This is a genomic window from Paenirhizobium naphthalenivorans (assembly GCF_007992095.1).
Classification (GTDB): domain Bacteria; phylum Pseudomonadota; class Alphaproteobacteria; order Rhizobiales; family Rhizobiaceae; genus Allorhizobium; species Allorhizobium naphthalenivorans.
In genome coordinates this window covers 45899-70635 of record NZ_BJZP01000009.1, presented here as the reverse complement: position 1 = coordinate 70635, position 24737 = coordinate 45899, and the positions used below count along the sequence as shown (strand labels likewise).

At 61.1% G+C, this 24737-nt stretch carries 21 protein-coding genes, 1 tRNA gene and 1 pseudogene; 10 read left to right on the top strand and 13 right to left on the bottom strand.

Annotated features, from left to right (window positions below; translation table 11 throughout):
• The first annotated feature begins 112 nt into the window (after window positions 1-112).
• Entirely contained in the window at window positions 113-307 is a 195-nt protein-coding gene (locus tag RNA01_RS11190; RefSeq protein ID WP_147180288.1) for a hypothetical protein, read from the top strand.
• Between the two features lie 53 nt (window positions 308-360).
• On the opposite strand, the gene RNA01_RS11185 is transcribed toward RNA01_RS11190, so the two are convergent.
• The 3 genes from RNA01_RS11185 to RNA01_RS11175 form a co-directional block, all read right to left on the bottom strand.
• Window positions 361-597: a TMEM43 family protein gene (locus RNA01_RS11185; RefSeq protein ID WP_147180287.1), complete on the bottom strand. Its 237-nt coding sequence runs from the start codon at window positions 595-597 to the stop codon at window positions 361-363.
• A 235-nt stretch (window positions 598-832) separates the two neighbouring features.
• Window positions 833-908, bottom strand: a tRNA-Ala gene (locus tag RNA01_RS11180).
• A gap of 150 nt (window positions 909-1058) precedes the next feature.
• The gene (locus RNA01_RS11175) at window positions 1059-1445 is read right to left on the bottom strand and encodes a TIGR02300 family protein (protein ID WP_147180286.1); all 387 of its coding nucleotides are present in this window, start codon (window positions 1443-1445) and stop codon (window positions 1059-1061) included.
• 490 nt (window positions 1446-1935) lie between these two features.
• On the opposite strand from RNA01_RS11175, the gene cmk reads away from it, so the two are divergent.
• Window positions 1936-2577: a (d)CMP kinase gene (gene cmk, locus RNA01_RS11170; RefSeq protein WP_147180285.1), complete on the top strand. Its 642-nt coding sequence runs from the start codon at window positions 1936-1938 to the stop codon at window positions 2575-2577.
• 157 nt (window positions 2578-2734) lie between these two features.
• Window positions 2735-4438, top strand: a complete 1704-nt coding sequence (gene rpsA / locus RNA01_RS11165; protein ID WP_147180284.1) for a 30S ribosomal protein S1 — start codon at window positions 2735-2737, stop codon at window positions 4436-4438.
• 104 nt (window positions 4439-4542) lie between these two features.
• Here rpsA and RNA01_RS11160 read toward each other — a convergent pair whose 3' ends face one another.
• Entirely contained in the window at window positions 4543-6294 is a 1752-nt protein-coding gene (locus tag RNA01_RS11160) for a hypothetical protein (RefSeq protein WP_147180283.1), read from the bottom strand.
• A 274-nt stretch (window positions 6295-6568) separates the two neighbouring features.
• Here RNA01_RS11160 and RNA01_RS11155 point away from each other — a divergent pair, with 274 nt between their 5' ends.
• Window positions 6569-7966: a nicotinate phosphoribosyltransferase gene (locus RNA01_RS11155; RefSeq protein ID WP_147180282.1), complete on the top strand. Its 1398-nt coding sequence runs from the start codon at window positions 6569-6571 to the stop codon at window positions 7964-7966.
• Window positions 7967-7969: 3 nt separating this feature from the next.
• On the opposite strand, the gene RNA01_RS11150 is transcribed toward RNA01_RS11155, so the two are convergent.
• From RNA01_RS11150 to RNA01_RS11140, 3 genes and pseudogenes are all read right to left on the bottom strand, one after another.
• Window positions 7970-8326: a hypothetical protein gene (locus RNA01_RS11150; RefSeq protein WP_147180281.1), complete on the bottom strand. Its 357-nt coding sequence runs from the start codon at window positions 8324-8326 to the stop codon at window positions 7970-7972.
• 251 nt (window positions 8327-8577) lie between these two features.
• Entirely contained in the window at window positions 8578-9204 is a 627-nt protein-coding gene (locus RNA01_RS11145) for a ribonuclease D (RefSeq protein WP_147180280.1), read from the bottom strand.
• 94 nt (window positions 9205-9298) lie between these two features.
• Window positions 9299-10855, bottom strand: a pseudogene (locus tag RNA01_RS11140) (sulfatase-like hydrolase/transferase).
• Window positions 10856-11452: 597 nt separating this feature from the next.
• On the opposite strand from RNA01_RS11140, the gene RNA01_RS11130 reads away from it, so the two are divergent.
• Together RNA01_RS11130 and RNA01_RS11125 are read left to right on the top strand one after the other, a co-directional pair.
• Window positions 11453-11959, top strand: coding sequence for a GNAT family N-acetyltransferase (locus RNA01_RS11130; RefSeq protein WP_147180278.1), 507 nt, complete (start codon window positions 11453-11455; stop codon window positions 11957-11959).
• Between the two features lie 138 nt (window positions 11960-12097).
• A complete protein-coding gene (locus tag RNA01_RS11125) occupies window positions 12098-13528 on the top strand; it encodes a phosphomannomutase (protein ID WP_147180277.1) in 1431 nt (476 codons plus the stop codon).
• On the opposite strand, the gene RNA01_RS11120 is transcribed toward RNA01_RS11125, so the two are convergent.
• Window positions 13525-14802, bottom strand: coding sequence for a glycerate kinase type-2 family protein (locus tag RNA01_RS11120; protein ID WP_147180276.1), 1278 nt, complete (start codon window positions 14800-14802; stop codon window positions 13525-13527). The genes RNA01_RS11125 and RNA01_RS11120 overlap by 4 nt on opposite strands.
• Window positions 14803-15173: 371 nt before the next feature.
• Here RNA01_RS11120 and RNA01_RS11115 point away from each other — a divergent pair, with 371 nt between their 5' ends.
• A complete protein-coding gene (locus RNA01_RS11115; RefSeq protein WP_235916582.1) occupies window positions 15174-15968 on the top strand; it encodes an SDR family NAD(P)-dependent oxidoreductase in 795 nt (264 codons plus the stop codon).
• A 4-nt stretch (window positions 15969-15972) separates the two neighbouring features.
• Here the strand turns inward: RNA01_RS11115 and RNA01_RS11110 are convergent, their stop codons facing one another.
• Genes RNA01_RS11110 through RNA01_RS11100 form a run of 3 tightly spaced genes read right to left on the bottom strand, consistent with a single transcriptional unit; the run spans window position 15973 to window position 19333 of the window.
• Window positions 15973-17190 carry an SAM-dependent methyltransferase gene (locus RNA01_RS11110; protein WP_147180275.1) on the bottom strand — a complete coding sequence of 406 codons (1218 nt, stop codon included), beginning with the start codon at window positions 17188-17190 and terminating at the stop codon, window positions 15973-15975.
• The gene (locus RNA01_RS11105) at window positions 17187-17978 is read right to left on the bottom strand and encodes a DUF1365 domain-containing protein (RefSeq protein WP_147180274.1); all 792 of its coding nucleotides are present in this window, start codon (window positions 17976-17978) and stop codon (window positions 17187-17189) included. The genes RNA01_RS11110 and RNA01_RS11105 overlap by 4 nt, the downstream gene beginning before the upstream one ends.
• On the bottom strand, window positions 17975-19333 hold the full coding sequence (locus tag RNA01_RS11100) for an NAD(P)/FAD-dependent oxidoreductase (RefSeq protein WP_147180273.1): 1359 nt from the start codon (window positions 19331-19333) through the stop codon (window positions 17975-17977). Before RNA01_RS11100 ends, RNA01_RS11105 begins: the two co-directional genes overlap by 4 nt.
• A gap of 275 nt (window positions 19334-19608) precedes the next feature.
• Here RNA01_RS11100 and RNA01_RS11095 point away from each other — a divergent pair, with 275 nt between their 5' ends.
• From RNA01_RS11095 to RNA01_RS11085, 3 genes are read left to right on the top strand one after another with little or no spacing between them, the layout of a single operon-like run.
• Window positions 19609-20133 (top strand): sigma-70 family RNA polymerase sigma factor, encoded by a 525-nt coding sequence (locus RNA01_RS11095; RefSeq protein WP_371864062.1) that lies wholly within the window; start codon window positions 19609-19611, stop codon window positions 20131-20133.
• Window positions 20130-20807 (top strand): ChrR family anti-sigma-E factor, encoded by a 678-nt coding sequence (locus RNA01_RS11090; protein ID WP_147180272.1) that lies wholly within the window; start codon window positions 20130-20132, stop codon window positions 20805-20807. The genes RNA01_RS11095 and RNA01_RS11090 overlap by 4 nt, the downstream gene beginning before the upstream one ends.
• 38 nt (window positions 20808-20845) lie before the next feature.
• On the top strand, window positions 20846-21247 hold the full coding sequence (locus RNA01_RS11085) for a DUF2177 family protein (RefSeq protein WP_147180271.1): 402 nt from the start codon (window positions 20846-20848) through the stop codon (window positions 21245-21247).
• Between the two features lie 187 nt (window positions 21248-21434).
• Here RNA01_RS11085 and glpK read toward each other — a convergent pair whose 3' ends face one another.
• Window positions 21435-22931 (bottom strand): glycerol kinase GlpK, encoded by a 1497-nt coding sequence (gene glpK / locus RNA01_RS11080; protein ID WP_147180270.1) that lies wholly within the window; start codon window positions 22929-22931, stop codon window positions 21435-21437.
• A gap of 76 nt (window positions 22932-23007) precedes the next feature.
• Window positions 23008-24729, bottom strand: coding sequence for an ABC transporter substrate-binding protein (locus tag RNA01_RS11075; protein WP_147180269.1), 1722 nt, complete (start codon window positions 24727-24729; stop codon window positions 23008-23010).
• Between the last annotated feature and the right edge of the window lie 8 nt (window positions 24730-24737).

Below are 24737 nucleotides of genomic sequence, written 5' to 3'. Positions count from 1 at the left end.
CCCTCTCGCGACGACATAGGGCTCTCGCCTGCAACAGCTTCGCTCAAGGCAGGTCCCTTAAGCCTCCAGCACTCGAAAACAAAGACTTTCCGCGCTTATATCTGGGGGCCCTATGCGCTTCGCGATCGATACTCTGGACGAAGCGGGTAACAGCCGCATCTATATCGGCGTTCCGCTCGGCCGCTCTGGCGGCAAACTGCGCCTTCAACTCCGCAACGGAGAGACCGAACTCGACATCGAGCGCATTACCGACTGGTTCCAGATCGACCAGACGACAAGTCTGGACCGCGGAGAGCTATTCTATTGACGGGCCCACTTCGCCACTTCGACTAAGAAGCTACGAGGCACGCGCTCGCAAGATCAGGGCGACGGCGCAACGCGAACCGCTGATCGACGGCGGAACCAGCCGACAGCGATCCCCAGCGCCCCGACGGCCACCGTGAGAATCAGGGCGGTCAATCCCGTGCCAAAGCGCACCAACGATCCGGCCAGAGGCACCACATCGGCAAGAACGCCGAGGATGGAAACGACCAGGCCCGCGCCTTCCGTCAGCGTCCAATAGGCCTTGATCGCCCTCGTTCCACACCAGCGCGACAATCGCCCCCACGATCAGGATGATCCCGATAGCAATGCCGATTGGCGCCGTCTTCAACCGCGCGAATAAATCCATATTGCGGATTTCCTAGAGTGAATTTCGGGCGCCACCAAACGTCGAGACGATCAGAAGCCCGACTTGTTTTAGCCGAACACGCCGTTGCAAAGCAGTCAAACGTCAAAGCGATGCCGTGCGAGACACACAAAAAAGAATACCAAAATCAATGTCTGGGAAATTTGGTGGAGCTAAGCGGGATCGAACCGCTGACCTCTTGCATGCCATGCAAGCGCTCTCCCAGCTGAGCTATAGCCCCATCAAGGGTCCGGCGATGCCGGTTCCGGGAACCCGACCGAAGCGCTGCTTCCGTTGGGGTGGCGGCTTATTACTTCCGGGTTACGGAGATGGCAAGCCGAAAAATGCAGGCTCGGAGTTTTTTTCACTTTCCGAGCCTGACAGGGTTGGATCAAACTTCGTCGTCGTCGCCGGTGACACCAATGATGCCGGTCATGTCGTCGTCATCATCATCCTCGTCAGCTTCGAGGAAGGTGTCATCGTCGTCGTCATCGATCTCGACATCGTCGTCGCCGATGTCCGGAATATCGTCGTTGCCGCCGTTGTCATCCGCGTCCTCGAGCGAGACCAACTCGACCTCGTTGTTCTCGGAATCGACTTCGGCTACTTCTTCCTCTTCAGCCTTTTCCATGATCGAAGCGACCGAGGTCTCTTCGAAATAGGACAGCGGCCAGGATTTGCCGGTGTAAGGCGATACGATCGGATCCTTGCCCAGATCGTAGAATTTCTTCCCCGTATCAGGGCAGGTGCGTTTGGTGCCAAGTTCTGCTTTCGCCACTGTCAAAGCCTCTTGAAGTCCTGAAGAATATACCGGCGCGTGCGGTCGATCCGGTCTCTACCCGGTCAAACTGATAGCGGGTCCCCATAGTCGTTGCAATCTCTTCTGTCAAAGGCAAACTTCGCAGCCAACGCCGGGTTTTTGGCCGACCAGGGATGACCGTATCTCCGCTTTGTGTTAACGAGCCCGAAAATCGCGCCGATGGCGTGGCGGCCTAGCCCGCCGCTCGTCCCGTGGCGCGCCGGGAAAAGCTGACTAGGGGAGGATAACCTGCATGGCGCACGGAGCCCTGTCGAACCCCGCTATGGCGCGACGAGGCTGTGACACGCATCTCGACAAGCGTATCGCATAAGCGCGCCGATCATGGGGCTTACATTCAGTGCCCCGGAACGGCTGGCTAGGCAGCCGTGATCGCCATCAGTTTCCCGGACCTCACCAGCCTCACGGCAGGACCGGGCGCCCGAAACGAAATGTAGGAAAGCAGAGCCGCATGACTTCACCGTTCATCATCGCCATCGACGGACCGGCCGCCGCAGGCAAGGGGACGCTTTCCCGGCTGATCGCAGAGCATTATGGCTTCCACCATCTCGATACGGGGCTAACCTATCGAGCGGTGGCCAAGGCATTGCTTGATGCTGGCCTGCCACTCGACGACGAGACCGTGGCCGAGAAAATGGCGATCGAGATGGAGCTTGCCGGCCTCGATCGCTCGGTTCTTGCGCAGCACCACATCGGCGAGGCCGCCTCGAAAATCGCCGTCATGCCGGCCGTACGGCGAGCGCTAGTCGCAGCCCAGCGCAAGTTCGCCACCAAGAAGCCCGGCACGGTCCTCGACGGACGCGACATCGGCACGGTCGTCTGCCCGGATGCAACTATCAAGCTCTACGTCACCGCCTCACCGGAAGTGCGCGCTCGGCGCCGTTACGACGAAATTGTCGGCGGCGGCGGAGCCGCGGTGTTCGACGAGGTATTCTCCGACGTGAAGAAGCGCGACGAACGTGACATGGGTCGCGCTGACAGCCCTTTGAAACCTGCGGACGATGCGCACTTGCTAGACACGTCGGAAATGAGTATAGACGCGGCATTCCGGGCGGCCTGCGACCTGATCGATGTTGCCCTGAAGAAAGATTGAACTGCGGAAACCGGTCTTCCGGCTTCCTTGATCAAACCAGCCGATATGATCGTCCCCGCGCCGGACAGCCCCTTGAGGGCGGACGATCTTCCGGCCTTGTACAACTCGAACCCCCCCGGCGCATACCGCGTCCTGATGGATGCGTTTAGGAGATTTCATGTCTGTTTCTACTCCCTCGCGCGATGATTTCGCAGCAATGCTCGAAGAGTCCTTTGCCAAGACCGATCTGGCAGAAGGCTATGTAACCAAGGGCATCATCACGGCCATCGAGAAGGATGTCGCCATCGTCGACGTCGGCCTCAAGGTCGAAGGCCGCATCGCGCTTAAGGAATTCGGCGCCCGCGCCAAGGACGGCCAGCTGAAAGTTGGCGACGAAGTTGAAGTCTATGTCGAGCGCATCGAAAACGCGCTGGGCGAAGCTGTTCTGTCGCGCGAAAAGGCTCGCCGCGAAGAAAGCTGGATCAAGCTCGAAGCCAAGTTCGAAGCCGGAGAACGCGTCGAAGGCGTCATCTTCAACCAGGTCAAGGGTGGCTTCACCGTCGATCTCGACGGCGCTGTTGCCTTCCTGCCGCGTTCGCAGGTCGACATCCGTCCGATCCGCGACGTCACCCCGCTGATGCACAACCCGCAGCCCTTCGAAATCCTCAAGATGGACAAGCGTCGCGGCAACATCGTGGTATCGCGCCGTACGGTTCTCGAAGAGTCCCGCGCCGAGCAGCGTTCTGAAATCGTTCAGAACCTCGAAGAAGGCCAGGTTGTCGACGGCGTCGTCAAGAACATCACCGATTACGGTGCATTCGTTGACCTCGGCGGCATCGACGGCCTGCTGCATGTCACCGACATGGCATGGCGTCGCGTCAACCATCCTTCGGAAATCCTGTCCATCGGTCAGTCTGTCAAGGTTCAGATCATCCGCATCAACCAGGAAACCCATCGCATCTCGCTCGGCATGAAGCAGCTCGAGTCGGATCCGTGGGATGGCATTGCCGCCAAGTACCCGGTTGGCAAGAAGATCTCCGGTACGGTCACGAACATCACCGACTACGGTGCATTTGTTGAGCTGGAGCCGGGCATCGAAGGCCTCATCCACATCTCGGAAATGTCCTGGACCAAGAAGAACGTTCATCCCGGTAAGATCCTGTCCACGACGCAGGATGTTGACGTGGTCGTTCTCGAAGTCGATCCGTCCAAGCGCCGTATCTCGCTCGGTCTCAAGCAGACCCTCGAGAACCCGTGGCAGGCATTTGCCTTTAGCCATCCGGCTGGCACTGAAGTCGAAGGCGAAGTCAAGAACAAGACCGAATTCGGCCTGTTCATCGGCCTCGAAGGCGACGTCGACGGCATGGTTCACCTGTCGGATCTCGACTGGAACCGTCCGGGCGAACAGGTCATCGAGGAATACAACAAGGGCGACATGGTCAAGGCCGTCGTTCTCGATGTGGACGTCGACAAGGAACGCATCTCGCTCGGCATCAAGCAGCTCGGCAAGGATGCCGTTGGCGATGCAGCCGCTTCGGGTGACCTGCGCAAGAACGCTGTCGTTTCTTGCGAAGTCATCGGTATCAATGATGGCGGCATCGAAGTGAAGCTGGTCAATCATGAGGACATCACGTCCTTCATCCGTCGCGCCGACCTGTCGCGTGACCGTGATGAACAGCGTCCGGAGCGTTTCTCAGTCGGTCAGGTTGTTGATGCCCGCATCACCAACTTCTCCAAGAAGGATCGCAAGGTCATGCTGTCGATCAAGGCTCTCGAGATCGCTGAAGAGAAGGAAGCCGTCGCACAGTTCGGTTCGTCCGACTCGGGCGCTTCGCTCGGCGACATTCTCGGCGCGGCTTTGAAGAACCGCGGCGGCGAATAAGCCCTCATCCAACTGAAACAAGAGAGCCCGCCGGTCATCGACCGGCGGGCTCTTTCATTTTGTCAGATGGGACACTGCAAGCGACCCAGAACATCATTGGCCGTTCATGCCCAGCCGGCCATTCGCCAATAGAGGTCATTTGGGGTTTCGCCCTCGCCACGCGCTTCGCCCGGCGTTATGTCGTCTTCGTCGTGCCCCAATAGCGCCTCGGTTTCCTCCGGCTCTGGCGTCTCGCGCTCACCCTGGTCGTCAGCGTTTTCACCGGACTGACGCTCGCTGTTTCCGTCGCCATCCTGCTCCTCGTTGAACCGGTGCTTCAGCTCCTGTTCCTCAACGACCTCATCTGCAGCGAAGAGGTAATTGACCAGCGGCAGCGGAACACCGTCGCGGCTCACGGGCATCTGCCGCTGGAGCGTGTTTTCCAAATTGGGAATGTCCTCGAGACGGTTAGCCTTTTCGGCCCTGGTGTCATTGGCGCCTTCGGCTTGCAGCGTGGAACTTTCCGCCTCGTCGAATACCGCATTCTCGTGTTCGGCAGAGGACGGCGCGCGCTCCGCAAGCGCCTGTTGCTTATCAGCCGCCGCGGCAGGAGGTCCGGAACCTTTTTCATCCTCGACAGGGCCGAGACCGGAAGGACGCAGCAGGCGTTCCGGACCGGGAAAGAGATCTTCGAGCGTCGCGGAAGCGGGAGGCGGGTTCCCGGAGTCAGTCGCAACCTCCTCTTTCCAGCCTTTCAGCACAAAGAGCGTCTGTGTCGTTCTTGCAGCCTGTGGCGCTACCTCGTTCTGCACCTTCACCAAACTGGGGACTGACGGAATCTGGAACTCGTCGCCGGTATCCGCCTCGATGGCCGCCGCTTCGACCGAAACTTTTGCCGGGAGGCTTGGCGGCGCGGGCACACGAGTCGCAGGTGCTTCGCTCTTCCCCGCCGTCGGCGCCTGGGACGGCGGTGCGGCATCCTGCTTCGAGAGGCGCTCCTGAGAGGGCTCGAAACCCTCCCTTGCCACAAAGCTTCCAGCGCGCGCATCCTGTATGGCTTCGCCCTGCACAGGATGCGCGGCGCTGAACGACATTGTCGTCTGGAGGGCGCGCGCCGCCGCGATCTTCAATATCTTGCGCGACCGCTCATCCTGGGAGCTGAGCAGCCTACCCTTAGCCACCGAGGCAAATGGGTCATCAGGTAGATCACCCCGGAGATCGGCCTCGGCGGCAAGCGCCCCTTGCGTTTCTGGAGCCGCCAGTTCGGCGCGAGGAGCCGGCCCAGGCGACCGAGCCGCAGATGTGCCCAACCCATTGCCGGCCATTGCCGGCGAGGCACTCGACAGCACAGAGGCGGGGCGCAGATCGCCCGCGTTCTGGCGATAGGATGTCACCACACTCCTGGCAACGAGATCCTTGTCCTTGGCGCGATACAGCTCGAGATAAATCGCAAGGGTCGCAGCTTCCGGTCCAGCCGGATTGCGGAAGGCCTCGATGAGGGTGTGCAATTGCAGTCCACCAAACATCTGCGCCAACTGACGCTGCACCGATTGCCGCGTCTGGGGCGACAGATCGCCGATTGCTTGAACAAGACGACCGGCGTAGCCGCTGAGGCTTTCCCCCTCGGCCCGCTCCATGCCAAGCCGGCTTCCCAAGAGATTAACCAGAATTGCCAAATTGTCGGACATCCGCTCCTGGCCCGACAAGAGAAGAATGCCGAGGCGGCCGGCGATCGCGGCGTTCTGTTCCAATCCGTTCGCGGCCTGCGGAACCAGGCCCTGCGGGCGGGCATTCGCCATCACTGCGCCCTCCTGCGCGGCGCGTGGATCCTGAAAGCTGGCGGACGAATTGGCGGCGGTGTTGACCGGAGGCAGCATGGCAGCTCCCTATCCTGAAAATTGCTGAAGAATCACTGGCAATAACGCACCGCTCATGCGGCCGGATTTTCCGTCGAAGCCGACGGCGCCCTCAAGAAGGCATCTGCTCTATCGATGATTCGATAGTGTGCGGGACAAGACTTAACAAGATGTTAACCAAATTTGCCGTGACGCAGCTTGCCGCCCGGAGCAGCCTCCCGTACTCCTTATTGCCGAAACGATTCCCGCTAGGGCGGGTCTTTCGCCCTGCCAACGAATCCCTGGACGCTGCACGATGAACCACCAGAATCCCATTCTGAACACCGACAGCTACAAGCTCGGGCATTATATGCAATATCCGGAAGGCGTGCGGGCGATCTCCAGCTACGCGACCACCCGCGGCTATTCCTACAAGCCGGAGGTCATGTTTTTCGGTTTGCAGATGTTCCTCAAGGAATACCTGACCCAGCCGATCACGATGGTCGACATCGACGAGGCCGAAGAGATCGCGACATTGCACGGCCAGCCCTTCGATCGGGCAGGCTGGCTCCATGTTCTCAATGCCCACGGTGGACATCTGCCGCTGAGGATCGAAGCCTTGCCGGAGGGTATCGCCGTGCGCCGGGGCGTGCCTGTGGTGCAGGTCGTCAATACCGATCCGCAACTGGCATGGCTCACTTCCTACATGGAGACCGCACTGCTTCGGGCAATCTGGTATCCTTCAACGGTGGCAACGCTTGCATGGCGTCTGCGCCAGACGATCCAACCCTTCCTCGAACGCACATCCGATCGGGTCGATGAACTGATGCCGCGCATGGTCAGCGATTTCGGCGCCCGCAGCACGACGAGCCTCGAACAGACTGCAATCGGCGGCGTAGCCCATCTCGTGCACTTCCACCTGTCCGACTCGCTACCGGCCATCCTCCAGGCGCGCCGCTCCTACGGGGCGTTGATGGCAGGCCACACGGTGCCGGCTTCGGAGCACACAACAATGACCGCCTGGGGTCAGGCTCGCGAGAGCGAGGCCTTTGCCAATATGATCGACCGTTTCGGGCGCTTCGGGGCCTACTCGGTGGTGTCAGATAGCTATGACCTGCACAATGCCGTCGCCGAAGTCTGGGGCAAGACACTGCAAACCCGGGTGCGCGCCGCCGGCGCCACACTGATTGTCCGCCCCGACAGCGGCGATCCGATCGACACCCCGGTCCAGGTCATCGCTCAACTCGCCTATGCCTACGGCACCCGCCTCAACGCTCGAGGCTTCAAGGTGCTTGATGAGCATGTGCGCGTCATCCAGTCGGACGGCGTGACGCTGCAGGATATCCAGATGATCCTCGGCAGGCTCGAGGGCATGGGATTTGCCGCCGAGAACATCTCTTTCGGCGTCGGCTCAACGCTGCTGCAGAAGCTCAGTCGCGATACCCTGTCCTTTACCATGCTTTCAAGCGCAATGCAGAACGATGACGGAACCTGGCAGGATATCGGCCGGCGACCGGCCAATCCGAACGAACGCACGCTGGATGTCGGCAGGCGGGCAGTGGTCCGCGATGGGAACGATATCCTCACCATACGCCTCGGAGACATTGGACGCCGCGAGAATCTGCTGCGGTGCGTCTGGCAGGATGGTCGCTTGATAAAGGACTGGAGCTTCGAGGAAATCAGACGCCAAGCCGACGCGGCCATGCAACGGTAAACGTCAGGGAGAAACGTTCCTGAACATGCGATAGAGCCCGTTATCGTCGGAGTTGACGGCGGAAATCTCGCTTGAACTGTCGGCAGGCTGCTCAGCGTGGTCATGGCCGAGCGCATCGAGCCAGGTGGCGGGAACGTAGCGCTTCTCCGGCTCGCCGGAAAAGTCCTGGTCGTCCGCCTCGTCCCATCGGATATCGCCGGCGAGTTGCAGTGTCGAAGTTGCGTCCTGTCCGAGCCATTGACTGAAGATGTCGCCGGCCGCGGAGTCTTCGATAACACTCCGGGGGTCGGCTGGAGCAAGAGCAGTGCGGGTCGCACCCTCTACAGGTTTTGTCGATGCTTCCATGATGGCCGCACTCATGTCTTCGGTCTTCAATTCGGTTGACCGATAGAATGCCCCGGAGACGTTAACAAAATCTGCGCGAGCGCATCGAATGGGCCTTCGCGGCACCTCTGCCCTCTCACCGTCCAGCACAAGACCCAGCGACCCCACACCCAGGCGGGCGCCATATAGCATCACCGGATTCCGGGTGCGGTGCTGGTCCAGATCGAAGCGAAAGCGAACAAGGGCGGGCGCCGCCTGACTCTGGCGATGGCCTGACCACATGGCGATCAGCTATGGGCGAAGATGTCGGTCTCGTCCCAACCCAGCAGGTCGAGCTTCGCGCGGGTCGGCAGGAATTCGAAGCAGGCTTTGGCATGCTGGATCCGCCCATCGCGAACAAGGCGAGCAGTCAACTTGTCGCGCAGGGCATGCAGGTAGAGCACATCCGAGGCGGCGTATTCAAGCTGTGCCGGGGAGAGTATTTCAGCCGCCCAGTCGGACGACTGTTGAGCCTTGGAAATGTCGACCTCGAGCATTTCCTTGAGGTTGTCCTTGAGCCCGTGGCGATCGGTATAGGTTCGGCTGAGGCGCGAGGCGATCTTGGTACAGAAAACCGGCGTGGTGGTGACGCCGAAGGTGTGGAAGAGGACAGCGATGTCGAAGCGACCGTAGTGGAAAATCTTCTCGCGGCTCTGGTCGGCAAGCATGGCGACAAGGTTCGGCGCCTCTTTCTGACCAGCCGCAATACGAATGACATCGGCCGTACCGTCGCCGGGCGAGAGCTGAACCACGCAGAGGCGGTCGCGCCGCGGGATCAGACCCAACGTTTCAGTGTCGATGGCAATCGCCCCTGTATAGCGCGCCGCATCGGCTGTGGAAATGTCACCCTCATGATAGCGGATCGTCGCTGCCATTCTTGCCTCCAGATCGCGGTCAACTTCATTGCCGCGGCTATAACGGAAAGTAGGGCAAAGCACTACCGCTTTCGGCCATGCATGCCCAACAGGCTCAATAGCCAGACCTCAAGGTACGGGGCCGGCTCACGGGGCCCTCGTTCGTCAGTTCGCTGAACGCCAGCGTCTGATCGAGGTGGGAGGCACGCAGCTCAAGAAGTTTCTCCGCATAGCGCAGACGAACCGCGAGATAGTTCGGATCCTCGGCGACATTGTGCAGTTCCATGGGATCCTCGCCCAGGTCGAACGGAAGCGGCGGCAGGCCGCAGAAGTGCACGTATTTGAAAGCCTCGTCATGCAGAACCGCCAGATTGCACTGGTCGGAACGCAGTCCGAAGTGCATCTCGCGCGTACCGCCGACCAAATCGCGGAAATCAAACTCGTAGAAGGCCGCATCTCACCAGTGCCGCGGCTCGTCTCCGGCGATAAAGGGCATTAGGGGCTGGCCGTCCTGATGGTTTCGGGCAAGCAGACCGAGCTGCTCGCAAAGCGTCGGCATGATATCGGCGGCGCTGGTGAAGACCTCGACCTGCCTGCCGGCTACCGATGCCGTGGCCGGATCGCGAATAACGAGCGGGATATGGTAACTGCCCTTGTGATAGCCACCCTTGCCGAGGGCCCAATGGTCGCCCATCATTTCGGCATGATCGGAGGTGAAGATGACAATGGTGCTTTGCCATTGGCCACTGTCGCGCAGCACAGACACAATGCGGCCGAACTGCGCGTCGACTTCGGCGATCATTCCGGAATAGACGGCGCGGATGCGAACGAAGTCCTCCGCTGTCAACGCATCGATTCCCCCTTGGGCACCATAAATGAAGCTCGACTGCACTTGTGCGGCTATCGCGAAATGGGCGAAGGGGTGGATAGACGTTTCCGCCTCGCGCCTTACGGCGCGCGTAAGCCGGGCCACACTACCTGCGGCAAACATGCGATTATAGGGCTCTGGCACACAGAACGGCGGATGTGGTCGGAGAAAGGAGACATGGGCGAACCAAGACCGATCCTGCATCTCGCGCCAGGCAAGGAAGGCATCCGTGAGGAAGGCGGTCTGCGTCTCATCCTTTGAATAGGCGGGCGCCGCGCCGATCTCGCTTGTCGCATGCACGTCACGGGCCCAGGCGTCCTTGTGCCCCTTCGAGCGCAGCTAGGCGAGCCAGTGTCGCTCATGCTCCAGCAATATCTGACCGACAGTGAAGCCGGGAAGAACGCCCTCGTAACTGGTCAGAACCGGGTCATTCGGGTCGACCGCGCGTGGGTCGAGCGAGACGTCTGTGTAACCAAACAGGGTCGAATCATAGCTGCCGCGACATGCGACGAGAGCGATATTGTCGAAGCGCGCGTCAAGCGGCGAACCGTTCTGGCGGACGCGGTGATTCGCTTGGTAAAGCCCGGTATAGAGCGTCGCACGTGCCGGCGAACAGGGCGCCGTTCCGGCATAGTGGCGACGAAAGAGAACTCCCTCATCGGCCAGCGCATCGACGTTCGGCGTCCTCACCGTCGGATGCCCGGCCGCCGACAGGCAGTCGCCGCGCCATTGATCGGCGGTGACAAGCAGCATATTCGGCTTCATGCGACGGGCTCCGGCAGGGCTGGTGTTGCGCACGGTCATTTCACCGACCGCATGCCCGCAGTTTCCTTGCTTCGACGATAGAAGCAAATGGAAAAGACACGCTGGTGCGGCCCGCCCGCCGCGAGGGCGCCTCTTGACGAGGAGTCCCTCTCCTTGCGTTGCCAACAAGGGCTTTCGACAAGTTCGCCCAAGGAATGTTCAATTTCGGGTCACCATCCCTTGCTGCCCCCATAATTGGAGGGAGCTTGGGCACGGCGGTTTTTATTTTTCGGGACTAGCCATGCATAAAACGCACTGCTGCATTGCAGCAACAGGACTCGCAATCGGCGCGCAATAGAGTAGATTAGCAACATCGAAGCGGCGCACTCCTCCTCCCAGCGCCGCCCGATAGGATCGGCAATACTCCTCCTCCTCCCAATTGCCGATCAAGTTTAAGAGCCTGGCGCACCTCCTCCCGCGCCAGGCTCTTTTCGTTTTGGCGTAATAGCCTGCATCTCGATTGTCCTCATTTCGCAAATCTATGGCGACCATTCGACCGCTCTATTTGGAAATCCGCTGTGATGGCGGATATTCGGACGCCTTGACGCGATCCGACCCAACCATCTACGGCCGGCCGCCCATCTTGAGGGAGTTTCGATGGCTGACAATGCGACAGTGACGATTCGCGAGGCGGGTCCCGAGGACACCGGAACGCTGCATGCAGCTCTCCTGGCGCTCGCACGCCACACCGGCGATGAGCACAAGATCGAAAGTACCCCACAGGATCTGCTCGACCACGGGTTCGGCGCGCAGCCTGCGTTCGAGGCGCTGATCGCCGAGGTAGACGGGCGGTTTGCTGGCATGTGCCTCAGCTTTCCGAGCTTCTCCACCTGGCGCGGACAGCCCGGCATCTATGTGCAGGACCTCTATGTCGAAAACGTGTTTCGCGGGCGACGGATCGGCGAGCGCCTGTTGCAGGCAGCCGCCGCCAAGGGATATGCAAGCGGCGCCCGCTACCTCAGGCTTTCGGTCGATCAGGCCAATGTCTCCGCCCAGTCCTTCTACGAACGCGTCGGGCTTAGCCACTCACGCGCCGAACAAATCCACATGATGCGGGGCGAGCAATTCGAGGCCTTCGCGCAGCAATGGACCCCGGGCCAATGAAGACCGCCGCAGCCTGAAACGCACCTTCGACAGCGTCGCGCCGTATCCACCATTACGGGCGTAAACATTGCCTCATTCCTGCTATAGCTCTACCTACAGCCGCAGCGGTAAACACGACGACAAGAGGAGACGGGCACTATGGCAGTGAAATTCGGAACGAGCGGCCTGCGCGGCCTGTCCACGGAACTGGCCGGCAGCGTCTCGGCTCTCTATTCAACCGCTTTCGCCCGCTTCCTGCTTGATCAGGGCCTAGCCACGCCCGGCAGCCCGGTTGTTGTCGCTCAAGATTTCCGCCCATCGAGCCCCGAGATCGCCGCAACCGTCATGGCCGCACTGAAGCGCGCGGGCCTGACGCCTATCGACTGCGGTCCGATCCCGACGCCGGCACTGGCGCTCTATGGCGGCAAGATCAACGCCGCCGGCATCATGGTCACCGGCTCGCACATCCCGGCAGACCGCAACGGCATCAAGTTCTACCGGGCGGGCGAAGAGATCACCAAGGCGGATGAGGCGGCGATCACCGCACTTGCCGACACGCTGTCCGGCGATGTGGTGGCCAACAAGGTCGAAGCCGGGCGCGGCGAGAACCAAGAACAGGCGGCGACTGAGCTCTTCCTCGCCCGGAACACGGCGATTCTGCCGGCCAGCACGCTGAAGGGTTTGCGCATTGGTATCTACCAGCACAGCACTGTAGCGCGCGACATGATGGTGACGGTGTTCGAGCATTATGGCGCGCAGGTTTTTCCGCTTGGCCGTTCCGAGCAGTTTATACCGGTCGATACCGAAGCCGTGTCCGACGAAACGATCCGACTGCTGGCTGAGTGGAGCAACGCGCTTTCGCTCGACGCGATCGTTTCGACCGATGGCGACGGTGACCGGCCGCTGGTGGCCGACGAGCACGGGCGGCCGCTGCGAGGCGATTTCCTCGGACTCATCGCTACCCGTTTTCTCGGCGCAAAGGTGGCGGTGACACCGGTCACCTCGAATTCCGGGCTGGAAGCGGCGGGCGGTTTCGAGGTGGTGCGTACCCGCGTCGGTTCTCCCTTCGTCATCGCCGCGATGGAGGAAGCGCTTGCCGCCGGCAAGTCGGGCGTGATCGGGTTCGAGGCAAATGGTGGGCTCATGCTGGGATCGCCTTTTACCATCGGCTCCGTGACGCTGAAGGCGCTGCCAACACGCGACAGCTTTCTGCCGGCGCTTGCGGTGCTCGGCACGGCGGCCAGGGCCGGACAGTCACTCTCGGCTCTCGCGACTACCTACCGTCTGCCGATCGCGCTCAGTGACCGTCTGGAGGACTTTGCCGTCGAACGCAGTACGGCCCTGATGGCGCATCTTCGTGCATCAGCCGACAATCTCTCAAGCTTTGTGGCGCCGCTCGGCCAGGTCAAATCGGTGAGCGACATCGACGGACTGCGGGTCACGCTTGCCGATGACAGCGTCGTTCATTTCCGCCCCTCGGGCAATGCGCCGGAAATGCGCTGCTATGTCGAGGCGCCCGACCAGACGACTGCCGAAGCGCTGCTTGCCAAGGGGTTGAAGACACTCGCTGGCTGGCAACCGACCGCCTAGTCGTCGGTCACCAGGATCGCGCGGAAATCGTTGACATTGGTGCCGGTGGCCCCCGGTACGAAAAGGCCGTCGGCAAGCGAAAAGGCAGACCAAGCGTCGTGACCGGCAAGATAGGCCTGGGGATCGCCGCCAGCGGCGCGAATGCGCGCCGCTGTCGTACCATCAGCAAAGGCGCCAGCGTTGTTTTCCGAACCGTCGATGCCATCTGTATCGGCAGCGAGCGCATGAAGGCCCGCCGTCCCCTCGATATCGAGCGCGAGCGACAGCAGAAGCTCGCTGTTGCGCCCGCCCTTGCCGTAATGGTCACTGGAAATCGTCACCGTCGTTTCGCCGCCTGAGAGGATCACCACCGGCTTGGCAAAGGGACGGTCCCGCGCCTGCACTTCCCGAGCGATAGCCGCATGCATCCGGCCGATGTCGCGCGCCTCACCCTCAATCGCGTCGGAGAGGATGACAGCCGGCACACCGATTTGCCTTGCCTTCTTCGCCGCAGCCTCAAGCGACACGCGGGCCGAGGCGATGACGTGAACCTCATTTCGGGCAAAGGCCGGATCCGCCGGGTCCGGCGCTTCGGCCGCCTTGGTCTTCAAATGGGCCATCACAGAGGCAGGGAGCCGCATGCCGTATTCGGCGATGATAGCAAGCGCCTCGTGGGGAGAGGTTGTCGACGGTACGGTCGGACCGGAGGCAACGAAGGCGGGATTGTCGCCCGGCACGTCGGAGACGATCAGGCTAACGACGCGGGCTGGTGCGCAGGCCGCGGCGAGGCGTCCGCCCTTAATGCGCGAGACATGCTTGCGGACCGTGTTCATCGCCGAGATAGGAGCGCCGGAGGCCAGCAGCGCCTTGTTGACAGCAATCTCGTCATCCAGCGTCAGACCCGCCGGTGGCGCCGGGAGCAATGCGGAGCCGCCGCCGGATATGAGCGCCACGACAAGATCGTCCTCGCTCAGGCCTTCTACCGCGTTCAACAAGGCCTCGGAGGCGTGTAATCCCGCCTCGTCCGGCACCGGATGGGCTGACTGCATGACCGTGATGTGCTCGCAATGTTCGACCGGTCCGTGGCGTGCGACCACCAGACCGTCCAGCGGGCCTTCCCATAGTGCCTCGAAGGCGGCAGCCATCTGGCTGGCCGCCTTGCCGGCACCAATGACGACGGTCCGGCCCTTCGGCTTCTCCGGCAGATTTGCCTTGATCGCCGCGTAGGGGTCGGCGGCGAGCACGGCCGCGTCGAAAAGCGATGCCAGGAAAGCGCGGGGGCAGGTCAGGGTCACGAATTCAGTCCGTTATCTCGATGTCATAAACCAGAATGCCGCCCAGACCGCCGATCGCATTGGCGACGATACTGGCACCGGCCTTCTGATGTCCACCTCACCAAGATAGGCGTCTCGCGCCGCAGGTCCATCGAAATCGACGACGAAGCGCTCGCCATAGCCTTCACCCGTACCGGCCTCCTGGCCGACATTGTCGCCGACACAGACGGCGGGAAAACCGCGATGCCGGAATGCGTACCTGTCGGCCACTGGCCCGCGCGCGGGAGCTTCCTCGCCCTGAACGGCGAGCGGTGACCGAGGCGCCTGTACCTGAACCGATCGGAACCGATTGTCGTATCCACAAGATGAGGCAAAAGTTGAGGAGGTTTGCAATGGACGAGAACGCCATGGGGGAGCGAAGGAGCGAAGCCCGGCCGCCGCGCATCTCCTGGATCACCGGCGCGAGCTCCGGGATCGGCCGAGCGCTCGCGCTTCGCCTGGCCCGCGACGGATGGACAGTGGCGGCCAGCGCCCGCGGCAACGATGAACTGGCAGCGCTCGAGGCAGCGTCTTGTGGACGTGTCATCTCTTTCCCTCTCGACGTGACCGACAAGTCTGCCATCGACGCAACGGTCGAGGCAATCGAACGGCGTCTCGGGGACATCGACCTCGCCGTCTTCGCCGCTGGCACCTATTTCCGCGACTATGCCGTGGATTTCGACAGTGAGCGTTTCCACACCATGGTCGAACTTAATCTGGTCGGCACCGCCCGGTGCCTGGAACGGGTCATGCCGGCCATGATAGCACGCAAGGGCGGCCAGATCGCCGTTGTCGCCTCCATCTCCGGCTATATCGGCCTGCCGGGTGCGGCAAGCTATGGGGCGACCAAAGCGGCGCTCAACGTGATGTGCGAAGCGCTCTATCCGGAACTGCTGAGCCACGGCATCAAGCTCTCGATCGTCAACCCCGGCTTCGTCGACACGCCACTGACGCGCAAGAACGATTTTCCGATGCCATTCCTGATCTCCGCCGAAGTGGCTGCCGACATAATCGCCCAAGGACTTGCGCGCGGACGTTTCGAGATCGTCTTTCCCTGGCAGATGGCGCTGGCGATGAAACTCTTGCATACGCTTCCGGCGGGCCTGCGGTTCAGGCTGACGCGCCGGATGCTGCGGGAGCCAGCCTGAAGACTCAGACCGGCTTGTCGAGGCGGAATTGGGCGACATTGATGCGACCGGTGCGGAAACCGACTGCGCAATAGTGCAGATAAAAACGCCAGAGCCGATAAAAATGCCGGTCAAATCCGAGCGCCTCGATGTCTGGCCAATTGGCGACGAAAGCTTGATCCCAGGCAATCAAGGTACGATCGTAGTCGCGCCCGAAGTCCAGCATGTGACTGACATCGAGGCCAGCCTTTCGGGCTCCATCGCTGAAGGCTTCGAGCGAAGGCAGCATACCGCCGGGGAAGATATAGGTCTGGATGAAGTCGGCATTGCGCCGATAACTTTCGAAGCGGTTCTCGTGGATGGTGATCGACTGTACCACAGCTCTGCCGCCCGGCTTGAGACGATCGCGCACCGTCTGGAAATAGACCGGCCAGTTCTCTTCGCCGACCGCCTCGAACATTTCAATGGAAACGATCTTGTCGAACTGGCCCTGGCAATGACGGTAGTCCTCGAGGCGGATATCGGCGTGATCGGCAAGGCCGGCGCGCTCCAGGCGCTCGCGGGCAAAGCGGGCCTGCTCAATGGAAAGCGTCAGGCCCGTGACCCGGCAGCCCGTCGTGCGGATTGCATGCTCTGCAAAACCGCCCCAGCCGCAGCCAATCTCGAGCACGTGGTCATTCGGGCCGATCCCGAGCTCGCGGATGATACGCGTGTATTTGGCCTCCTGCGCTTCAGTCAGGCTCTGCGTATGGTCATCGAACAGGGCGGATGAATAGGTCATCGTCCGATCGAGCCAGAGCTTGTAGAAGGTATTGCCAAGGTCATAGTGGAACGAGATATTTCGCCGGCTGCCTTTTACCGAATTGCGGCGCAGGCGATGGCGCAGGCGGGCGATACCGCCGATCAGGGCGGACGGCGCCATCAGCCGGGAAAAGGCCTTCTCGTTGGCCACCGCAAGCTCGAGAGCCACGCCGATGTCTGGGCTATCGATGTCGCCGTCGATATAGGCTCGGGCAAAGCCGAGCGTGCCGCCGGTGATGAGGCGCAGCAGCGCTCTCGGGCGGCGTACATTCAAAACAGCTGCCGGCCCGGACGCAGTGCCGACCGCCACATGCTCGCAGCCATCTTCAAAGCGCAGCGTAAGGCGACCTCTGATGATCCGGTCGGATGAGCGGCACAGCATCCTTTGCCATACCGGACGGGCACCGGCGAAGGTCGGATTTCCCTGTTCGGCGCGGCTCATGACTTGTCGATTCCCCCATTCAAAACAATCGTACTGGCTAACGGCGCTGCTGCGGGTGCGTGCCGATGGAACGGTATGCGCTTGAGCCATAAGCGCAGCGCCTCCCAATGAATTCCTGCCAGAACCTTCAGCGTCATCAATGGATAGGACAGCAGCATGGCCGACAGCGCACGGTCGCCAAGTGCCTGGCGTTCGCCGGTGAAGGATGCAAAGAGCAGAACACCCTCGCCGTCCGTCTCCCTGATGTTGACGGCGACCGTCGGGCCTGGCGGCTGAATGCGAAAATGATAGGTGCATTCCATCGGCATGAAGGGCGAGACATACATCTCCTTGGAGCAGGCATGCCTAACCGCACTCTCCTCGTTGTAGACCGGGATGACATAGGTGTGCCGCTCTTTGAAGGTGTTGCTCACTTCATAGAGAATGGCGGCGAGCCGGCCGTTAGGCTTGTGGCAGAAATAGACGGTCAGCGGATTGAAGACGAAACCGAAGATACACGGATAGCACAGCATGCGGATCTTCATCTCGGCCTCAAGAACACCTGCGCTTTCGAGATGAGCTTCACACCAGGCCCTGAGACCTCCGGCGCTGCCGTCTCCATGATCCTTATCGCGCAGGGAAAAGACCGCGCGGCGATTATGGCCGAACAGTCTGAGACTGCGGTTCAGTTCAGGCAATTCGTCGAGGTCAAGCAGCAAGGAAAACACACGGTAACGGAACCTATGCCTCATCGGTTTGTGCCGGATGTGCAGCACATGCCCGGTAAAGATGGCGGAAGAGAAACTCATTCGGCGGCCTCACGCTGACGCAAGTGATCGATGCGGCCAGATTCGTTTTCGATGTTCCAAGGGCGGTGCAGACCGCCGAGTGCTTCGGCCACCGCAAGCCCTGCCTGAAGCCCGTCCTCGTGAAAGCCATTGCCGAAATAGGCACCACAGAACCAGGTATGATGGCGGCCCTGAAGCTGCAAAAGACGCCGCTGCGCGGCATTGGCCTTCAAATCGAACAGCGGATGCCTGTAATCGAATGACCGGATCACATGCTTCGGGTCTATCTCGCGGCCGGGATTGAGAGTGACAAACAGCGGGGTTTCCGGATCGAGCGACTGCAGCCGGTTCATCCAGTAAGTGACGCACAAGGCCTTGCTGCCATCCTCGCCTTGATCGGCCATATAGTTCCAGCTTGACCAGACCTGTCGGCGCTTGGGCATCAGGCGCGGGTCGGAATGCAGCACGGCGACATTGGGCGTGTACTGGAAGGCGCCGAGCGTTTCGCGTTCGAGATCATCGGCATCGGCAAGCAGGCCCAGCGCATCGTCGGCATGCGTCGCGATGACAACGTCGTGGAACCGGTCGACATGGCCCCGCCCGTCCGTCAACTCGATACCCGAAGCGTCTCGCCGGATCCGCCGCACAGGTCGTCCCAGGCGCAGTTCGCCGGAGAAATCGTCAAGCAGCCGCTTCACGTATTCGCGGCTGCCGCCAGCCACCGTGCGCCAGCGTGGGCGGTTATCGAGCGACAAGAGGCCGTGATTGGCGAAAAACCGAATGAAGGCGTGAAGTGGATAAAGCCGCATCTCCCTCGCCGTCGTAGACCAGATTGCAGCCCCCATCGGCAGGAGGTGGTCCTCGATGAAGGAGGCGCTGTAGCGGCTCGACGCCAGGTATTCGCCGAGGCTGGCGTCCGCCAGCTCGGGACGGTCGAGAAGTCCGGGCGCCTCCTTGTAGAAACGCATGACATCCGAAACCATCGACCAGAAGCGCGGACGCAGCAGGTTCGACTTCTGGCCGAGCAACCCCTTGAGACCCGAACCGGAATATTCGAACGCCCCGCTGTCGAGCGAAGCGGAAAAGGACATGTTCGAGGCGAGCGTCGGAACCTTGAGATTATCGAATAACGCGACCAGATTGGGATAGTTGCGATCATTATAGACGATGAAGCCGGTATCGACCACAACCTCGCGGTCTCGAACGTTTGCAGTCACCGTATTGGCATGACCGCCCGGCCTTCTTTCGCCTTCGAAGAGCACGACATCGGCATTTCTCCCGAGTAGCCAGGCGGCAGAAAGGCCGGAAATCCCCGAGCCAACAACCGCGATCCTGCGCCTTTGCGAAACCGCCGCCTTGCTGAAACCGTTATCCATCGAATGGCCTTTCTTGCTGTCCTGTTACGTATCAATACGCAACAGGTCGGCGACCGGATCGATGGCGCGTGAAAAATCCCGGGATGGTGATCCGGCACGCAGGGGCGTCCGTAATCGAGATTATGACAGCAGCATTTTTCACATCGGCGGAAGCGTGCGGGAATGCTATGAGGGAGATGGGGCGGCAGACGAAAGCCGTGCCGCTCAATCATGGGAAACGATTGGCTTTGGCGCGCGAAACCGACGACGAGATCTCACAGCAAAGCCTTTCGCACATGCTGACAGCTGTCGGGCAGAAAAAGGATATCGTCGCTTTCGAGGCTCTGTTCCGCCACTATGGGCCGCGCGTTAGAGCCTACATGGCCAAGCTTGCCCGCGACGGTCAGGCCGCAGACGAACTGATGCAGGAAACCATGCTCGCCGTGTGGAACAAGGCGCATCAATTCGACCCGGCGCGCGGCAATGTCTCGAGCTGGATCTTCACCATCGCGCGGAACCTGCGGATCGACGCCTATCGCAAGGAGAAGCGGCCTGTCTTCGACCCAACCGACCCCGCCTTCGTACCCGACGACGTGCCACCGGCAGATATTGAGTATGAAGGACGCCAGCAGGCCGACCGGCTGCATCGCGCCCTGGAGACCCTTCCAAGCGAGCAGCTGGAATTGCTGAAGCTCGCCTTCTTCAACGAGGCTTCACACAGTACGATCGCTGCGGAACTCGGCCTACCCATGGGAACAGTCAAATCACGCATCCGGCTCGCCTTCGCCAAACTCCGCGCCGCGCTGGAGGACCGCCGATGACCATTCAGCACCACATCAGCGACGAACTGCTTCTGGCCTATGCGACCGGTACACTCGCCGAAGGCTGGAGCATTGCCATAGCCACGCATCTGGCGCTCTGCCCATCCTGCCGACGCCGCCTCGACTTCATGGAGCATGCCGGCGGCGAAATGCTGGAAATGGTCTGCAACGAGGAGGCCGACGACACCAGCTGGGAAGTGATGAAGGCGCGGCTTGGGCAGGCCAGGGCGCCGGTGGCGCCCTTGGCTTCGCCGGAGATCGCCGCCAAGCCGCTGGCAGCCGCCGGAGGCGTGACCATTCCGGAACCGCTGCGATCCTATCTCGGCGGGGACCTTGCCAGTCTGAAATGGAAAGCGCTGGGACGCGGTGCCTACCACATTCGCATACCGACTGACGATCGCGAAACCAGCGTGCGGCTCCTCAAGATCCCTGCCGGCAAGCCGGTGCCAGAGCACTCGCATGGCGGACGCGAACTGACGCTGGTGCTGAAGGGAAGCTTCCACGATGGGGAGGCTCTGTTCAGGCGCGGCGATCTGGAAGAGGCCGACGAGAGCCTGCAGCATCAGCCGGTAGCGACATCGGAGGAGGATTGCATCTGTCTGGCCGTCACCGATGCTCCATTGAAATTCCGTAGCCTTCTTTTGCGGCTCGTGCAGCCGGTGCTCGGCATCTGATCATTGGCAGGCACGCCAGCAACGACCCGGGATCGACCATGATGTATGTCATCGCTTATGCTGCCACCGCCCTCGTCTTTTTCGGGCTGGATTATCTCTGGCTGTCGCGGATCGCCATCGGCTTCTACCGGCGCCACATCGGCGAGCTTTTGCTGGCGGCGCCCAACTTCGCCGCAGCCGGATTGTTTTACCTCTTCTATGTCGCCGGCATCGTCTATTTCGCCGTCATACCGGCCGTCGCCGGCGGCAACTGGCTGACGGCAGTCGCCGGCGGTGCGCTGCTTGGCCTGATCGCCTATGGCACCTATGACATGACCAATCTCGCGACGCTCAGGGGCTGGTCTATCCCGGTTACCGTGATTGACATGGCATGGGGCAGCTTCCTGACCGGGATTGCCGCAACCGCCGGCTATCTCGCCGTCATGCGCCTTGCCACCTGACACCTCTGGCAAGCACCATGGTCCGAACTCACCGCAACGAGATGATGAAACCTGAAGCTCCGATCTGTTGATCACCATTGCGGTGGCCGTCGCCTAAGTCTGGCTCAAGGGTCACCTTGCCCACCAAGGTGGTTTGCGCCTCGCGACACGCACGGCAATAGCCTTATGGCCGTGCCGGTACCACTTTTCAGCCCCGTTGGGTGAGACAGCGTGACACACAATCGCGCCACCCGGCGATTGCTTCCTGACGCTCTTTATCGGCCATCTCTGGCTCAAAGCGCCGATCACGTTTCCAATGTTCGGCGAAGCCTTTTTGATCAGGCCATATGCCGGCGCGGGAGCCGGCGAGCCAGGCCGCCCCCAGGACCGTTGTCTCAAGGATCTGCGGACGATCGACCGGGCTGGCAAGAATGTCGGCAAGACGCTGCATCGTCCAGTTCGAGGCGACCATGCCGCCATCGACGCGCAGAACGGTTTTCTCACTCGCCCCGTCCCAGTCCTTCTTCATAGCCTCAAGCAAATCATAGGTCTGGTAGGCGACACTTTCGAGTACTGCGCGGGCAAACTCGGCCGGCCCGGTGTTGCGGGTCATGCCGAACATGGCGCCACGGGCCTCGGCATCCCAATAGGGGGCACCAAGCCCGGTGAAGGCTGGAACCAGATAGACACGCTGGTGCGGATCGGCCTTGGCAGCCAGTCCGTCTGTCTCGGCCGAACTGCCGATGAAACCAAGGCTATCGCGCAGCCACTGCACGGCGGCACCGGCGACGAAAATCGAGCCTTCCAGCGCATAGGTGGTTTCGCCGTTCAGGCGATAGGCGATCGTTGTCAGCAACCGGTTGGAGGAAGAGACGCGATCCGTGCCGGTGTTCAGCAACGCGAAACAGCCGGTGCCATAAGTGGACTTCATCATACCCGGCTCAAAGCAGGCGTTGCCGATGACGGCCGCCTGCTGGTCCCCGGCCACACCGAGGATCGGGATCTCGGCGCCGAAGGCCTCCTGGTCGGTCACACCAAAATCATCGGCACAGTCCTTGACCTCGGGCAGCATGGCGCGAGGGATGGACAGAATGTCGAGAAGCGCGTCGTCGAACCGGTTTTCGCCGATGTCGTAGATCAGCGTGCGCGACGCATTGGTGGCATCCGTGGCATGGACGCGGCCGGCAGTCATCTTGAAGATAAGCCAGCTATCAACCGTACCGAAGCACACTTCGCCCTTCTCGGCGCGGGCACGCAATCCTGGGACCGAATTGAGCATCCAGGCCAGCTTCGTGCCGGAAAAATAGGGATCAAGCAGCAGGCCGGTCTTTTCGGTGAAGAGCGGCTCCAGGCCCTTCGCCTTAAGCTCCTCGCAGAAGCGCGCAGTGCGGCGGTCCTGCCAGACGATGGCGCGATGGAGCGGCTCGCCGGTCTTGCGGTCCCAGACAACGGCGGTTTCGCGCTGATTGGTGATGCCGATTGCAGTGACGTCGCGCAGGGTAATTCCTGCCTTGGCAACGGCCATGCGTGTCGTCGAAAGCACGCTATGCCAGATCTCCTCGGCCTCATGCTCGACCCAGCCCGAATCGGGAAAGAACTGGGTGAATTCCTGCTGGGCGACCCCGACGATACGCATGTCCTGGTCGAAGACCATGGACCGGGTCGACGTGGTTCCCTGGTCAATTGCCAGAATATATCCGCTCATCGGGATGTGCCTCCTTGGATGAAGACCGGGGCGCATGGTTCGCGCCCCGGTCTTTTGTCATGCGAACGAGGCGAGACTACTTCTGCCAGCTCTTGACCAGTTCATCATAGTTGACGGTCATCGGCTTTTCTTTCTCGTTCTCGATCTTCAGCTGCGGCGCAAGGTTGCCCTTGGCGACGGCATCGGCATTCCAGTACGCCAGATCATGCTCTTCGGCGAGCTTCGGGCCGATGTCGCCCTGGATACCGGAGCGCTCAATGCGGGCCATGACCTTTTCCTGCTCCGCGCACAGCGAGTCCATCGCTTCCTGCGCGGTCTTGGCACCCGAGGATGCGTCGCCGATCGCCTGCCACCACAGCTGGGCGAGCTTCGGATAGTCCGGCACGTTGGTACCGGTCGGCGACCACTGAACACGCGCCGGCGAACGATAGAACTCGATCAGACCACCGAGCTTCGGAGCACGCTCGGTGAAGCTCTTGTCCTGGATCGTCGATTCGCGGGTGAGCGTAAGGCCGACATGGCTCTTCTTCACATCGACCGTCTTCGAGGTGACGAACTGAGCATAGAGCCATGCGGCCTTGGCGCGGTCGTCCGGGGTGGATTTCATCAGCGTCCAGGAACCCACGTCCTGGTAGCCTAGCTTCATGCCGTCCTTCCAGTAGACACCGTGCGGGCTCGGAGCGAAGCGCCACTTCGGTGTGCCGTCGGCATTGACCACCGGCAGACCATCCTTGACCATGTCGGCGGTGAACGCCGTGTACATGAACATCTGTTGGGCGATTTCACCCTGAGCCGGAACCGGACCGGATTCCGAGAAGGTCATGCCTTCCGCGGCAGCCGGCGCATAGGCCTTGATCCAGTCGAGATATTTCTGGATGGCGTAGACGGAAGCCGGACCATTGGTATCGCCGCCGCGGGCAACGCAGGAGCCGACCGGGCGCGAATTCTCATCGACCTTGATGCCCCATTCGTCGACCGGCAGACCGTTCGGCAGACCCTTGTCACCATTGCCGGCCATGGAAAGCCAGGCGTCGGTGAAGCGCCAGCCGAGCGACGGGTCCTTCTTGCCGTAGTCCATGTGTCCATAGACCTTTTTGCCGTCGATCTCGCGGCCTGTGAAGAACTCGGCGATGTCCTCGTAGGCCGACCAGTTGACCGGAACACCCAGATCGTAACCGTACTTGGCTTTGAAGTCGGCCTTGTTCTTTTCGTCGCTGAACCAATCGTAACGGAACCAGTAGAGGTTGGCGAACTGCTGGTCGGGCAGCTGGTAGAGGTCACCATCCGGCGCAGTAGTGAATTTCAGACCGATGAAGTCGTCGAGGTCAAGCATCGGATTGGTGACGTCCTTGCCCTCGTTCGCCATCCATTTGGTCAGGCTGCGGGCTTGCTGGTAGCGCCAATGGGTGCCGATCAGGTCCGAGTCGTTGACATAGGCGTCGTAGATGTTTTCGCCGGTCTGCATCTGCGTTTGCAGCTTTTCAACCACGTCACCTTCGCCGATCAGATCATGCGTCACCTTGATGCCTGTGATCGCCGTGAAGGCGGCAGCCAGCGTCTTGGATTCATATTCATGCGTGGTCAGGGTCTCGGATGCGACCTTGATATCCATGCCGGCGAAAGGCTTGGCGGCATCGATGAACCACTGCATTTCTTTTTCCTGATCTGCGCGCGAGAGCGTCGACATATCGCCGATCTCGGCATCCAGGAATTGCTTTGCCTCATCCATGCCGGCGAATGCCGAACCGGTATAGGCCAGCAGCATCGCTGCCGTCGTTGTGAGTAAGTGCTTTCGCATTAGTTTCC

What these genes read in the sequence shown, in the direction of transcription:
- RNA01_RS11190 (WP_147180288.1), top strand. Translation starts at nt 113, where the DNA reads ATGCGCTTCGCGATCGATACTCTGGACGAAGCGGGTAACAGCCGCATC.
- cmk (WP_147180285.1), top strand. Translation starts at nt 1,936, where the DNA reads ATGACTTCACCGTTCATCATCGCCATCGACGGACCGGCCGCCGCAGGC.
- rpsA (WP_147180284.1), top strand. Translation starts at nt 2,735, where the DNA reads ATGTCTGTTTCTACTCCCTCGCGCGATGATTTCGCAGCAATGCTCGAA.
- RNA01_RS11160 (WP_147180283.1), bottom strand. Translation starts at nt 6,294, where the DNA reads ATGCTGCCTCCGGTCAACACCGCCGCCAATTCGTCCGCCAGCTTTCAG.
- RNA01_RS11155 (WP_147180282.1), top strand. Translation starts at nt 6,569, where the DNA reads ATGAACCACCAGAATCCCATTCTGAACACCGACAGCTACAAGCTCGGG.
- RNA01_RS11150 (WP_147180281.1), bottom strand. Translation starts at nt 8,326, where the DNA reads ATGAGTGCGGCCATCATGGAAGCATCGACAAAACCTGTAGAGGGTGCG.
- RNA01_RS11145 (WP_147180280.1), bottom strand. Translation starts at nt 9,204, where the DNA reads ATGGCAGCGACGATCCGCTATCATGAGGGTGACATTTCCACAGCCGAT.
- RNA01_RS11130 (WP_147180278.1), top strand. Translation starts at nt 11,453, where the DNA reads ATGGCTGACAATGCGACAGTGACGATTCGCGAGGCGGGTCCCGAGGAC.
- RNA01_RS11125 (WP_147180277.1), top strand. Translation starts at nt 12,098, where the DNA reads ATGGCAGTGAAATTCGGAACGAGCGGCCTGCGCGGCCTGTCCACGGAA.
- RNA01_RS11115 (WP_235916582.1), top strand. Translation starts at nt 15,174, where the DNA reads ATGGACGAGAACGCCATGGGGGAGCGAAGGAGCGAAGCCCGGCCGCCG.
- RNA01_RS11110 (WP_147180275.1), bottom strand. Translation starts at nt 17,190, where the DNA reads ATGAGCCGCGCCGAACAGGGAAATCCGACCTTCGCCGGTGCCCGTCCG.
- RNA01_RS11105 (WP_147180274.1), bottom strand. Translation starts at nt 17,978, where the DNA reads ATGAGTTTCTCTTCCGCCATCTTTACCGGGCATGTGCTGCACATCCGG.
- RNA01_RS11100 (WP_147180273.1), bottom strand. Translation starts at nt 19,333, where the DNA reads ATGGATAACGGTTTCAGCAAGGCGGCGGTTTCGCAAAGGCGCAGGATC.
- RNA01_RS11095 (WP_371864062.1), top strand. Translation starts at nt 19,609, where the DNA reads ATGCTGACAGCTGTCGGGCAGAAAAAGGATATCGTCGCTTTCGAGGCT.
- RNA01_RS11090 (WP_147180272.1), top strand. Translation starts at nt 20,130, where the DNA reads ATGACCATTCAGCACCACATCAGCGACGAACTGCTTCTGGCCTATGCG.
- RNA01_RS11085 (WP_147180271.1), top strand. Translation starts at nt 20,846, where the DNA reads ATGATGTATGTCATCGCTTATGCTGCCACCGCCCTCGTCTTTTTCGGG.
- glpK (WP_147180270.1), bottom strand. Translation starts at nt 22,931, where the DNA reads ATGAGCGGATATATTCTGGCAATTGACCAGGGAACCACGTCGACCCGG.
- RNA01_RS11075 (WP_147180269.1), bottom strand. Translation starts at nt 24,729, where the DNA reads ATGCGAAAGCACTTACTCACAACGACGGCAGCGATGCTGCTGGCCTAT.